At 47.2% G+C, this 12743-nt stretch carries 13 protein-coding genes; 5 read left to right on the forward strand and 8 right to left on the reverse strand.

What is annotated here, in order from left to right; translation table 11 throughout:
* Window positions 1-2: 2 nt before the first annotated feature.
* The 4 genes from ICN49_RS03130 to ICN49_RS03145 all read right to left on the reverse strand — a co-directional run bounded on the left by ICN49_RS03130 (window position 3) and on the right by ICN49_RS03145 (window position 2591).
* Window positions 3-731, reverse strand: a complete 729-nt coding sequence (locus tag ICN49_RS03130; protein WP_216165697.1) for a phosphoadenylyl-sulfate reductase — start codon at window positions 729-731, stop codon at window positions 3-5.
* Complete coding sequence (locus tag ICN49_RS03135; protein ID WP_216165699.1) at window positions 728-1522, reverse strand: sulfite exporter TauE/SafE family protein; 795 nt, start codon at window positions 1520-1522, stop codon at window positions 728-730. Before ICN49_RS03135 ends, ICN49_RS03130 begins: the two co-directional genes overlap by 4 nt.
* Window positions 1523-1540: 18 nt before the next feature.
* On the reverse strand, window positions 1541-1705 hold the full coding sequence (locus ICN49_RS03140) for a hypothetical protein (protein WP_216165809.1): 165 nt from the start codon (window positions 1703-1705) through the stop codon (window positions 1541-1543).
* Between the two features lie 109 nt (window positions 1706-1814).
* Window positions 1815-2591, reverse strand: a complete 777-nt coding sequence (locus ICN49_RS03145; protein ID WP_216165701.1) for a ferredoxin--NADP reductase — start codon at window positions 2589-2591, stop codon at window positions 1815-1817.
* A 168-nt stretch (window positions 2592-2759) separates the two neighbouring features.
* On the opposite strand from ICN49_RS03145, the gene ICN49_RS03150 reads away from it, so the two are divergent.
* Window positions 2760-3239, forward strand: coding sequence for a disulfide bond formation protein B (locus ICN49_RS03150; protein ID WP_216165703.1), 480 nt, complete (start codon window positions 2760-2762; stop codon window positions 3237-3239).
* 100 nt (window positions 3240-3339) lie between these two features.
* Window positions 3340-4326 (forward strand): cysteine synthase A, encoded by a 987-nt coding sequence (gene cysK / locus ICN49_RS03155; RefSeq protein ID WP_216165706.1) that lies wholly within the window; start codon window positions 3340-3342, stop codon window positions 4324-4326.
* A gap of 94 nt (window positions 4327-4420) precedes the next feature.
* Here cysK and lysS read toward each other — a convergent pair whose 3' ends face one another.
* The 4 genes from lysS to ICN49_RS03175 form a co-directional block, all read right to left on the reverse strand.
* Window positions 4421-5977 (reverse strand): lysine--tRNA ligase, encoded by a 1557-nt coding sequence (lysS, locus tag ICN49_RS03160; protein WP_216165708.1) that lies wholly within the window; start codon window positions 5975-5977, stop codon window positions 4421-4423.
* Between the two features lie 25 nt (window positions 5978-6002).
* A protein-coding gene (gene prfB / locus ICN49_RS03165; protein ID WP_216165710.1) for a peptide chain release factor 2 occupies window positions 6003-7107 on the reverse strand; the annotation gives its coding sequence in 2 pieces (ribosomal slippage) (window positions 6003-7034 and window positions 7036-7107; 1104 coding nt in all).
* A gap of 50 nt (window positions 7108-7157) precedes the next feature.
* Window positions 7158-8903 carry a single-stranded-DNA-specific exonuclease RecJ gene (gene recJ, locus ICN49_RS03170; RefSeq protein ID WP_216165712.1) on the reverse strand — a complete coding sequence of 582 codons (1746 nt, stop codon included), beginning with the start codon at window positions 8901-8903 and terminating at the stop codon, window positions 7158-7160.
* Complete coding sequence (locus ICN49_RS03175) at window positions 8900-9850, reverse strand: hypothetical protein (protein ID WP_255535374.1); 951 nt, start codon at window positions 9848-9850, stop codon at window positions 8900-8902. Before ICN49_RS03175 ends, recJ begins: the two co-directional genes overlap by 4 nt.
* Before the next feature lie 79 nt (window positions 9851-9929).
* On the opposite strand from ICN49_RS03175, the gene ICN49_RS03180 reads away from it, so the two are divergent.
* The 3 genes from ICN49_RS03180 to ICN49_RS03190 are packed head-to-tail and all read left to right on the forward strand — an operon-like array spanning window position 9930 to window position 12740.
* On the forward strand, window positions 9930-11192 hold the full coding sequence (locus tag ICN49_RS03180) for a lipoprotein-releasing ABC transporter permease subunit (RefSeq protein WP_216165716.1): 1263 nt from the start codon (window positions 9930-9932) through the stop codon (window positions 11190-11192).
* Entirely contained in the window at window positions 11185-11892 is a 708-nt protein-coding gene (locus ICN49_RS03185) for an ABC transporter ATP-binding protein (RefSeq protein ID WP_216165718.1), read from the forward strand. The genes ICN49_RS03180 and ICN49_RS03185 overlap by 8 nt, the downstream gene beginning before the upstream one ends.
* The gene (locus tag ICN49_RS03190) at window positions 11889-12740 is read left to right on the forward strand and encodes a TatD family hydrolase (RefSeq protein WP_216165720.1); all 852 of its coding nucleotides are present in this window, start codon (window positions 11889-11891) and stop codon (window positions 12738-12740) included. The genes ICN49_RS03185 and ICN49_RS03190 overlap by 4 nt, the downstream gene beginning before the upstream one ends.
* Window positions 12741-12743: the final 3 nt, after the last annotated feature.

Raw genomic sequence — 12743 nt, forward strand, 5'->3', positions numbered from 1 at the left:
AATTATTTGTTAACGTGTAGACCACATTCTTTACTATCGCTTTGTAACCACCACCAGCGACCGGCTCGAATGTCTTCACCTTTTTTGACTTGGCGCGTGCAGGGCTCGCAGCCAATGCTGGGGTAGCCCTTTAAATGTAGCGGGTGAATCGGTACATTTTCTTGTTTGATATAAGCCCAGATATCTTCTTCAGTCCAATCAAATAAAGGATTGAACTTAGTAATACCTCTTGCATCATCATGCTCTTCAAAATTGAGCTCAACGCGAGTAGTGGATTGTTCACGTCTTTGACCGGTCAGCCAGGCATCTGCACCAATCAGTGCAGCGTTTAATGGCTTGATCTTACGGGCGCCGCAGCACGCTTTCTTAGCCTCTTCACCATCATAAAAGCCATTCATGCCATATTGATCAATAAAGGCTTGAACATCAGACTCTTCAGGGTAAGCCCTGGCAATAGAAATGCCATAGCAATCTTCAGTAGTCTTGGTCATGTCGACCGTCTCTTGATGCAAGCGACCAGTTTCTAGTGTGAATAAAGCAATCTTTGCCTTGGACTGTGCAATCGCATCAGTCATCACCATATCTTCAGCAGCCAAGCTAGTAGCAAAACGCACGTCTGAGAACTTCTCAGTAATGCTCAGTAATCTATGCCTTAGGGTAGAAGTCTTTTCTGCAAGTTCAGCGGTTGTTAGGGTGCTATCTGGTATTGACCAAAATTCAGGAGTCATCATGAGGAAACGAGTTTAATTCCAACTAAAAATAAAGTTGCCGCAAGTGTGGTTCTCGTAGCTCGTTCGGATAGCGTGCTGGACAACTTAGCCCCGAGCCAGATAGCTGGAACAGATCCAAGTAAAAGGCCAAACAGTAAATCAAAATGGACGTTACCAAGCCACCAGTGACCCAAGCCAGCTAAGGCAGTTAGAGGAACTGCGTAGGCGATATCTGTGCCTGCTACTTGTGCGGGTTTTAGATAAGGGTAGAGGACTAATATCAATGTTGCACCAATGGCGCCTGCACCAATGGATGAAACGGTTACCAACACTCCGATGACAGCACCAACTGAAATGGTCGCTATTTTTAAATTGGATCCGCTTGGTAAAAAATCAGGATTATCTTGCACCCACTTTAAAATCTTAGCTCTGAATAAAAGTGATCCAGCTGTGAGAAGAACTGAAATGCCGATTGATATGCTAATCAGGTGATTAAAGTTTTTTGAAACTGGTCCTACATATTTAAGTGCGAGGATCGATAGAATCGCTGTAGTCAGACTTCCAATGCAAAGCAGTCTCACGATGTCCCATCGAACATTCCCATGCAACCTATGTGCAGCAGTGCCAAATCCTTTGGTGATTGCTGCAAATGCTAAGTCGGTCCCAACTGCAGTCGTGGGAGCAACCCCAAAAATGATTGTCAACAAAGGCGTCATTAAGGAGCCGCCACCAACACCGGTCATTCCCACTAGGAGACCAACTAGTGCGCCAGAAATAATGAATTGAGTAGAGTCTAGAAAAAATTGGATCATTTTGAGTATTTATCCTGCTTATGCGAATGACTGTTCAAACTCTTCGAGTTTGATGGCATTCATGAGAAATAGGATTTGACGCTGAAATCTTTTGCGCTCGTCAACCTTATCGTGTGGCAGACGATCGTGCTCACGTAATAAGTTGGTTATAACGGGGTTGTAATGCTCTCTGACTGGGGACACTTCAATTCCTTGGTAAATATCTCGTTAGAGACAATGTACCAAGGGGTCTATATATCTACAAGGAATATATAGCGATATCTAAATTACTTTTAGGTATATAGACTATCTATTACTTCTCTACGAAAGCACGTTCGTAGACGTAGTCACCTAGTTGACCAAGGCTTGGAGAGACCTTAAAGCCTTTGGCATCTAGCATCTCAGAAGTTTCTTTAAGCATTGATGGGCTGCCGCAAATCATCGCACGATCTACTGCTGGATCTAAAGGCGGCAGACCGATATCTTGAAAGAGTTGACCAGACTCAATCGCAGTAGTTAGGCGACCCGTGTGTGTGAAAGCTTCACGAGTCACGGTTGGGTAGTAGATTAATTTCTCACGAATGATTTCACCTAAGAACTCATCTTGCGTAAGTTCATTTTTAAGGTAGTCAGCATAAGCAAGCTCGCTTACCAAACGGACACCATGAATGAGTACGACTTTTTCAAACTTGTCGTAAGTTTCTGGATCACGAATGATGCTCATGAATGGCGCAAGGCCTGTGCCGGTGCTAAACAGGTAAAGATGTTTGCCTGGGTTCAAGTCATCGATTACCAATGTGCCAACAGACTTCTCGCTCACCAAGATGGGATCGCCAACTTGGATTTTTTGTAAGCGTGAGGTGAGTGGACCATTTTGAACTTTAATGCTCAAGAACTCGAGATGCTCTTCATAGTTGGGGCTCGCAACGCTATAAGCTCTGACGAGAGGCTTACCTTCAACCTCTAAGCCAATCATCAAGAAATGGCCGCTACGAAAGCGTAAGCCTTTATTTCTGGTGGTGGTGAAGCTAAATAGGGTGTCGTTCCAGTGGTGAACGGTGAGAACGGTTTCAGTCTGATATGCGGCCATAAATACGGATTCGTTTGAGGATTGCAAAACGATGATTATCCCATTCTTGAGGGGGGAATTTGATGGGAATCACGCAAAAAGTAGGACTCACTCGTGATATAGATCAGACTTTTGGTAATAAGGAGGTGATTTAGATGGTATTCCCAGCCCTTTAGCTATCATCTCTATATGAAAAGAAGCCAATACCTATTCCTGTCTCTCATTAGCCTAGGTTTGGTTGCTTTCGCAGTCATCCTCCAGCAGGTGGGCTATCAGGGCGTGAGTTTTCTGCCATGCCCTTTATGTATTTTGCAAAGAGTGGGCTACTTAGGCATTGCGGTCGCCTGCGTTATGGCTGCCAGTTTTAATCCTCTGAGAAAGCTATTCCATGCCTTGGCAATTTTGGCCGCTGGATATGGGGCAGCAGTTGCAGGACATCATGTGTGGCTCTTATCTCATCCGGGCGCTTCTTGTGGAATTGATCCTCTAGAGCTCTGGATTAATCAATTTCAAGTAGTGCAGGGCTTGCCTTGGTTATTTAAGGCGGACGGCCTTTGCTCTGCTCAATTACCCGCCATACTGGGTCTACAAGTACCAGAGTGGTCTTTATTGTGGTTTAGTGTTCTGCTGATTGTTCTAGTAGTGACATTCTTCAAAAAGTCTCGTTAGAACTTAAAGTACTGACCTTATGACGAGAACTTCTTTGGCTAAATGAAGACATTCCCATAAGATCTATTCATTATTCTTTTCTTTGATTTAAGGAAGCCGCATGACTTACTTTACCGATAATTCACAAACGATTGGTCACACACCTTTAGTGCGATTGAACCGCGTCACCGATGGCGCCAAGGCAACTGTTCTAGCAAAGATTGAAGGGCGCAACCCTGCTTACTCAGTCAAGTGTCGAATCGGTGTAGCAATGATTAATGACGCACAAGAAAAAGGTTTGCTCGGGCCTGGAAAAGAGTTAGTTGAGCCTACTAGTGGCAATACAGGCATTGCTTTGGCGTTCGTGGCTGCTGCGCGCGGCATTCCGCTGACCCTAACAATGCCTGAGACTATGAGCTTAGAGCGTCGCAAGTTATTAACTGCTTTGGGTGCGAAGATTGTTTTGACTGAAGGTCCCAAGGGAATGAATGGCGCCATTGCCAAAGCAAAAGAGATTGCTGAGTCTGATCCTGGTAAATATGTTTTGCTACAGCAATTTAGCAATCCATCTAATCCAGCGATTCATGAAAAAACCACCGGCCCAGAAATCTGGGATGACACTGAAGGCAAGATTGATGTGTTTGTAGCCGGTGTTGGTACTGGCGGCACAATTTCTGGTGTTGGTCGTTACATCAAACACACCAAAAAGAAAGCCATTGAAGTCGTGGCAGTGGAGCCAACCGCAAGTCCAGTGATTACGCAAAAACTCAATGGTGAAGAAATCAAGCCGGCCCCACATAAGATTCAAGGAATTGGTGCAGGCTTTGTGCCAGAGAACCTCGATCTGTCGCTGGTGGATAAGGTTGAGCAAGTTACCAATGAGGAAGCCATCGAGTTTGCCCGCCGCATTGCCAAAGAAGAGGGTATCTTGGTTGGCATCTCCTGTGGTGCTGCAGCTGCTGTAGCAGTGCGCCTGGCTAAGAGACCAGAGTACGAAGGTAAAACCATTGTGGTGATTCTGCCGGATACGGCTGAGCGTTATTTAAGCTCCGCTTTATTTGAAGGCGTCTTTGATGAAAAAGGTTTACCTACCCAAGTAGCTACTTAAGTAAGAGAATAAGTAGTGCCGTAATGAAAAAGCCACCCTAGGGTGGCTTTTATTTTGCATTCAAACTTTCATTTGAAAATTAATTCGATAGAACTTACTCTTCTTCGCGACGCAGGTGAGGGAAGAGAATCACGTCACGGATATTCGGCACATCGGTGAGGAGCATGACCAAACGGTCAATACCAATACCGCATCCACCGGTTGGAGGCATGCCGTATTCAAGGGCGCGGATGAAGTCATGATCGAAGTACATTGCTTCTTCGTCACCAGCTTCTTTTTGCTCTACTTGTTTACGGAAACGATTAGCCTGGTCTTCAGCATCATTTAATTCTGAGAAGCCGTTAGCAATTTCACGTCCGGTAATGAAGAGTTCAAAACGCTCAGTAATACCTGGGCGTGTATCGGATTCACGGGCTAAGGGGCTGACTTCAATTGGGTAATCAATGATGTAAGTTGGTTCCCAGAGATGTTCTTCTGCGACTAATTCAAACAAGGCCAATTGCAAAGCGCCAATGCCGGCGTTCTTTAGTGTCGGGCTGTCTGGGTTTTCGCCACCTTTTTTCAATTCAGAACGAATGAAATCAGCATCTTCTAATTGCGCTGGCTCATAGGCCTTATTGGATTGGGGTCCGTACTTCAGAATGGCTTCAGTAATCGTTAAACGGTGAAATGGCTTGCTGAGATCTAGTTCACGACCTTGGTGAGTTAAGACTGCAGTACCTTGAGAGTCCATTGCTGCTGCACGGATCATATTCTCAGTGAAATCCATCAGCCAGTTGTAGTCTGTATAGGCTGCATAGAATTCCATCATTGTGAACTCTGGATTGTGACGTGGACTCACACCTTCATTGCGGAAGTTGCGGTTAATTTCAAAGACACGCTCAAAGCCACCTACTACTAAGCGCTTGAGGTAAAGCTCAGGGGCGATACGCAAGAACATCTGCATATCTAAAGCATTGTGGTGGGTGATAAAGGGCTTAGCAGTTGCTCCACCAGGAATCGGGTGAAGCATTGGTGTTTCAACTTCCATGAAGTCAGCATCAAGCATATGGCGACGCAATGAAGCGATGGCATTACTACGCGCTTTAAAGACATTGCGACTTTCTGGATTGACAATCAAATCCACATAACGCTGGCGATACTTAGTCTCTAAATCGGAGAGGCCGTGGAATTTGTCAGGCAGAGGGCGCAGTGATTTGCTGAGTAAGCGCAGGTTGCTACATTCAACTGAGAGCTCACCCTTGTTTGTTTTGAAGAGATTGCCTTCAGCAGAAATGAAGTCACCCATATCCCAGTGCTTAAACGCACCATGGGTATCCGCACCGCTCAACTCATCACTAATATAGAACTGAATCTGTCCGCTACGGTCTTGGATGGTCGCAAAACTTGCTTTACCCATGACGCGCTTGAGGACCATACGGCCTGCGACCTTCACATGAATCTTCTTAGCAGCCAATTCTTCTTTAGTGAGGCTGTCGTAGTGAGTATGTAGATCTGCCGCTAGATGGGTGGGGACAAAGTCGTTAGGGAAGGCGACACCTGCTTCGCGTAACTTGGCTAACTTTTCACGACGCTCCGCAATGATGTGATTCTCATCAACTACTTCAGTAGCGGGGGAGGGCGTAGTGCCTAAATTCGTTTTATCGTTCATATTTTTTTGATGGTTGCAGTTAAGGTTAAACGCCTTGCTTTAAGCTGGCTTCAATGAAGGCATCGAGGTCGCCATCCAATACTTTCTGGGTATTGGAGATCTCAACGTTGGTGCGTAAGTCTTTAATACGGCTTTGATCCAAGACATAGGAGCGGATCTGATGACCCCAACCCACATCCGTTTTGGTAGCCTCAAGCTTATCCTGCTCAACCCGACGCTTTTGCATTTCGTGTTCGTATAAGCGGGACTTCAACATCGTCATGGCTTCAGCGCGGTTACGGTGTTGGCTACGATCGTTCTGACACTGCACCACGATACCGGTTGGTAGATGGGTTAAACGTACGGCTGAGTCGGTTTTATTAATGTGCTGACCACCAGCACCAGAGGCGCGATAGGTATCAGTGCGAATATCCGCTGGATTGACGTCAATCTCAATCGAGTCATCAATTTCTGGATAGACATAAATACTGGCGAAAGAGGTATGACGACCATTTGAAGAATCAAAAGGTGATTTACGGACCAAGCGATGCACACCAGTTTCGGAGCGAAGGTGTCCGTAAGCGTACTCACCATCAACCTTAATGGTGGCGCTCTTGATGCCGGCAACGTCGCCATCAGATTCTTCAAGAATTTCTGTTTTATAGCCTTTGCGTTCACAGTATTTCAGATACTGGCGATAGAGCATGCTTGCCCAGTCGCAAGCTTCAGTACCACCTGCACCTGCTTGAATATCAATAAAGCAGTTGCATGGATCCATTTCGTTATGGAACATGCGACGGAATTCTAAATCTCCAATGACCTTGCTATAGCCTTCAACATCTGTTTTGATCGCGCCGATGGTCTCAAAATCACTTTCTTCTTTGGCCATATCGAAGAGTTCGAGGGCACTAGTGATATTGGTATTTAAATCAGTGAGGGTAGAGACCACGCCATCGAGCAATTTTTTCTCTTTGCCGAGTGCTTGAGCCTTCTTTTGATCGTCCCAGATGGTGGGATCTTCAAGAATAGAGTTAACTTCAGTAAGACGTCGTGACTTTACTTCGAAGTCAAAGATACCCCCGAAGTGCTTGCTCACGGGTGAGCAGGTCAGATAGGGTATTCGAAATAGTGTTTAGTTGTTCAGCTTCCATGCCCTAATTATAGGGGGGTTATTACTCCATAGCCCCTAAGTCTGGACTCTTTAGCTCTCGTCGTGCGCTTCGATCATGAGCTGAACCCTAGCTCGCCCTTGGTAGCGGTCGGTTACGAGGCGGTAGGCCAGATTGGCTTTTTCTGGCAGGGTCTGGGTGCGGTTAAACCAAACCCCAGTAAATGGTTTGCTAGCAAGCGAGCCCTCTCCGAGAGGGCGCAATTGCAGGCGTAGGTGCTTGTCTTTCATCAGGCTTTGTTGGCTGATCTCAAATTCGCCATAAAAGATGGGCTGAGGAAAGCCTTGCCCCCAGATTTCTTCGGCGAGGAGGTCCCCAGTTTCTGGAGTGAATTCAGATAAGGCTAGAGCGCCATCGTGGATGTGCCGACGCTCTAATAGCTCATCGTTTAAGAGCTCACTAGCGACCTTCTGAAACACAGCAGAAAACTTTTCAAAGTCGGCTTTGCGAATCGTGAGGCCAGCCGCCATGGCATGGCCACCAAACTTTAGGATCAGACCAGGCTCGCGTTTGGAAACCAAATCCAATGCATCCCGCAAATGAAAGCCCGTCAACGACCTACCTGAGCCTCTAAGCTCTTCACCGGTAGCGCCTTCTGCGGGGGCAAAAACAATCGCGGGGCGATTGAAGCGCTCTTTTAATCTCGAGGCAACAATGCCAACGACACCTTGGTGCCATTCTGGATTCCAAAGGCAAATGCTAGTGCGCTCTGCCATAGTCCCCGCCAATTGATCTTCGGCGAGATGGGCTAGAGCGGCTTCTTGCATCCCAGTTTCAATGACGCGGCGTTCGCGATTAATGCGATCAAGTTCTTGAGCAAGTTCTAGCGCTTGCTCAGCGTTATCACTCAGAAGCAAACGAATGCCCAGTGTCATATCAGCAAGTCGACCAGCTGCATTCAGACGAGGACCGATAGCGAAACCGAGATCAAACGTATTTGCACTGCGCGGATCTCGCCCCGCCGCCTGAAATAAAGCACCTATACCTGCCTGGCAAATACCTGCACGAATGCGCTTCAAGCCATTGGAAACCAGAATGCGATTGTTGCGATCAAGTTGCGCAACGTCAGCAACAGTGCCTAATGCAACGAGATCTAAAAGATTTTCAATCTTAGGTTGATTCTCATTCGTAAATTTTCCGCGATTGCGCAACTCTGCACGCAAGGCAACCAATAAATAAAACATCACACCAACTCCGGCTAAAGCCTTGCTAGGAAAACTGCATCCCGGTTGATTGGGGTTCACAATCGCAGTGGCTTTAGGAAGTTGATCGCCTGGTAGGTGATGATCGGTAACAATCACCTCCATACTGAGTTCGCGGGCGCGATCTACACCGGCTTCGCTGGCAATACCGTTATCAACGGTAATGAGATATTTGGGCTTAGGATTTTGTTGCGCAGCCAATTCCACAACCTCAGGCGTGAGGCCATAACCCATGGTGAAACGATTGGGTACTAAAAACTGAATGAGGGTTTCTGGACCACCCAGCATCTTTAAGCCACGAACTGCTACCGCACAGGCGGTTGCGCCATCGCAGTCATAGTCAGCAACCACCAGCATGGGTTCTTTTTTCTCAAGAATGTCCGCTAACAGACTTGCTGTGCTTAAACAGTTTTTGAGCTCCGTTGGGGAAAGCAATTTTTTGAGATCAAGCGACAACTCATCGGGCGATTGCACACCGCGTGCCGCAAAGAGCCTCGCTAGCAGTGGGTGTAAACCACTTTGTTCTAGCCAGGCGCTGGTTCTTTCCGAAACGGGGCGTTGAGAAAATTGACTCATTGCTTGGCAATCTCTTTCCAGTTGAGCTCCTCAGCTTTGCGCCAAAACAGTAGAGATTTTTTCTGAAGATCTCGTGTTGTGAAAGTACGGTCACGCTTTTCTCCCTTGGGAAAATCAATGATCGTCACTTCATCAAGCACCTTATCAACCAATGCTTGCTTCAGTGTTGGCCAAATCGATTCGGGATGACTAAACCAGCCAAAGCCATTGGCTAAATCAGAAGAGTTGGCTAAAGGAAGTTTTTTTTGATGGGCAATGTTGAGCAATTTTGAGAGCCCTGCTAGGAGAGGGTGCTCCCCATAAATATTCTGAGCTTGCTTTAATAGCTCTGGCGCTTGTACATCATTCAGTTTTCCAATACCACTAATCCAAATCGAATTGATCATAGGGGCGCCGCGTTGCTCACGAATCTCATTGACGGGGTCAATATGCCAAAGCATCTGAATTTCATTCTGGAGTTTGCGCCATGTTTTGGCTACGCCATCTTCATGCGTATCGCGGGGCATCCACCAATCAATATTGCGACCATGAGCTTGATCAATGCTGTGGCTTGCTAGACTAGCAAATGGGCCGGCAGCAATGAACCAATAATGCTGACCTTGCAAAAGTACTGGACCCTGAAAATCTTCCTCGATAAAAGGGAGTGCCACTTTAAGTAATTTTGCTGATTCCTCATGGTTGAGATCAACTTGGCCTTGACTCATCAGAACTAGATGATCGCGGGTGGCATGGAGGTGGACTGGCTGTAAACAAGCAACCATTTCGTCGGGGTTGACTGTCAGTTGAGATTGACCCAAAAGTAGGATGGGTGCTGCAGGCACCTTTTCACCCAAGAGGAAGCGCTCATGGGGTAAGCCATTGAGTGGCGCGCTCCTGATCGGGTGGTCATCAAGCTCCAATGCATCCTCCCCCGAGAGCATCAGGGTAAAGCGCTTTTCGTGGGTCATATTGGCAGTCATTCCCCTGATTTTAGGTGGCAATTGAGTATTCCATCAGTATGCCCGCCAGATTCACTAAACTGTGGCTATGTTGAGACTTCCTATTGAGCTAGAAATTGGCCTGCGCTACACCCGATCCAAGCGTCGTAAGACGGTCGGAAAGCGTGATGGTTTTCTATCTTTTATCTCAGGGATCTCTACCGCAGGGATAGCTCTTGGCGTTGCTTCGCTGATTGTGGTGCTTTCTGTGATGAATGGTTTTCAAAAAGAAGTTCGCGATCGGATGCTCTCCGTTTTATCCCATGTGGAAATTACCGCACCTGATGGGCTTGCTAATTGGGAGCCACTTGCCCTAAAAGTAGCTGCTCAGCCTCACGTCATTGGTGTTGCGCCGATGGTTAGCTCTCAAGGTTTATTGAGCCGCGAAAGTGTGATGCGTGGCGTTGCTATTCGGGGCGTCTTGCCCGAAGAAGAAGGTAAGGTTTCAGACTTACCAAAACAATTTGTTGCTGGCAGTATCAAGGATCTTCAGCCGGGCAAATTTGGTGTTGCCTTGGGTGCCCAACTTGCCTCAATGGTGGGTGCACGAGTGGGCGATCGCATCAACATGATCGTTCCCGAGAGTGATCTGACGCCAGCAGGTGCCATGCCCAGAATGCGCACGCTTCAGGTGGTTGGCATTGTCGATAGTGGTCACTATGAATATGACAGCTCTTTAGCCATCATGCATTGGAAGGATGCCGCTGCCTTATTGCGCTTGCATGAGCCTACAGGCTTACGTGTGAAAGTGGATGACATGCAGCGCGCTCCAGAGGTGGCTGCTGAGTTAGCTCAAGTCGTGCCCCAAGCTTTATGGGTTACAGACTGGTCAAGATCAAATCGCAATTGGTTTGCCGCAGTTCAGACTGAAAAGAAAATGATGTTCATTATTCTGACTTTGATTATTGCCGTTGCTGCCTTTAACTTGGTCTCCACTTTAGTCATGACTGTGAATGAAAAGCAGGCAGACATCGCCATCTTAAGAACAATGGGCGCAAGCCCCGGACTGATTCAGCGAATTTTCTTAGTGCAAGGTTTGGCAATTGGATTGCTCGGGTCTCTGGCTGGCGTTGGTTTGGGTCTGCTGATTGCACTGAATATTGATGTCATTGTTCCGGCGATCGAAGCTATTTTCCGCGTGCGCTTCTTGCCGCGGGATGTCTACTTCATCAGCGAACTTCCATCAGACGTGAGATTTTCAGATGTACTCACCGTCGGCCTCATGGCATTTGGGCTTTCCGTTTTAGCAACCTTATATCCAAGCCGTCGCGCTGCTAAGGTGCAACCAGCGGAGGCCCTACGTTATGAGTGAGGCTATCAATAACTCAAACAGCTTGGTGCTGAGCGCTAGAGATTTGGCTAAAACCTATGGCCAAGGTCCCTCAGCAGTTGAGGTTCTCAAGGGCATCCATTTGGATGTGTCCCCGTCAGAGAAGGTGGCGATCGTTGGCTCATCTGGCTCAGGTAAAAGTACTTTGTTACACCTTTTGGGCGGTTTAGATACCCCAAGTGCAGGTTCTGTTGTTCTAGCTGGATCCAATCTAAGCAAGTTATCGGTTGCCAAATTAGACCAATTGCGCAATCACAGTCTTGGTTTCATTTATCAATTCCATCACCTCTTAGATGAATTCAGCGCTCAGGAGAATGTAGCTTTGCCGTTGCGCATTCGTGGATTGAGTAATGAAGAGTCCATGGATAGAGCCAGCAAGATTCTAAAAGCCGTTGGTTTGGGCTCGAGAGAGCTTCATACCCCAGGAGAGTTATCTGGTGGAGAGCGTCAGCGGGTTGCGGTTGCGCGTGCTTTGGTGGGTAATCCCGCTTGTGTCTTAGCAGATGAGCCCACAGGTAATCTTGATACAGAGACGGCTGATAGTGTGTTTGATTTGATGTTGGATATAGCGCGTGAGCAGGGCACAGCCTTCGTGATCGTGACCCATGACCCCATTCGCGCCAAACGTTGTGATCGTATTTTGCATTTAGAGCGTGGAGTATTAAAGAACCTCGCTGCATGAGTCAGCCCCAATCGTGGGTTGACACCCATTGCCATCTGGACGCGCCCGAGTTTGAGAGAAATTTTCCTCAAGTCATCGAAGCCGCAGCTCAGAATGGCGTTAAGGCAATCCTTCTTCCAGCGGTTAAAGCCTCTGACTGTGACCATGTCCGAGCGCTTGCCTCTCAATACGCTGAGAAAATCCCAGGACTGGTCTATACACTGGGAATCCATCCGCTGTACATTAATCAGGCGCAAGAGTCTGATATCACCATTCTGAAAGACCAGATAGAGCAATCTTTGTCTGATCCTCGCTTTGTTGGCATTGGTGAGATTGGTTTAGATTATTTTGTTGAAGGCCTAGATCTGAAACGACAAGAATGGTTCTTTCACGCACAACTTGATCTGGCTGAGCAATTTCAATTGCCGGTGGTCTTGCATGTGCGTCGTTCACAAGATGCGATCCTGAAAGCACTACGCTGTAGAAGCATTCCCAGTGGAATAGCCCATGCATTCAATGGCAGCTTTCAGCAGGCAGAACAATTTATCGCGCTTGGATTTAAATTGGGTTTTGGTGGCGCCGCAACTTTTGAACGCGCATTGCAGATTCGTCGATTGTTAAAAGAGTTATCGCTAGATAGCATTGTTACCGAGACGGATGCACCAGATATACCGCCAGCATGGTTGCGCGAAGAGGGTATTGCGTTTAACGAGCCTGCATTCCTACCCCGAATTACTAATGTATTAGCGCAGGTTCGCGGCATCAGTAGCGATGAGTTTGCCATTGCTGTGTGGCGCAACGCCATGCAAGTATTGCCTCGCTGGTCAGCGTTGCTGGCTACCAATTCAAATCTCAACTTAGCCTCTTAAGAT

Origin of the sequence: Polynucleobacter finlandensis, assembly GCF_018881755.1 — a bacterium.
Taxonomy (GTDB): Bacteria; Pseudomonadota; Gammaproteobacteria; order Burkholderiales; family Burkholderiaceae; genus Polynucleobacter; species Polynucleobacter finlandensis.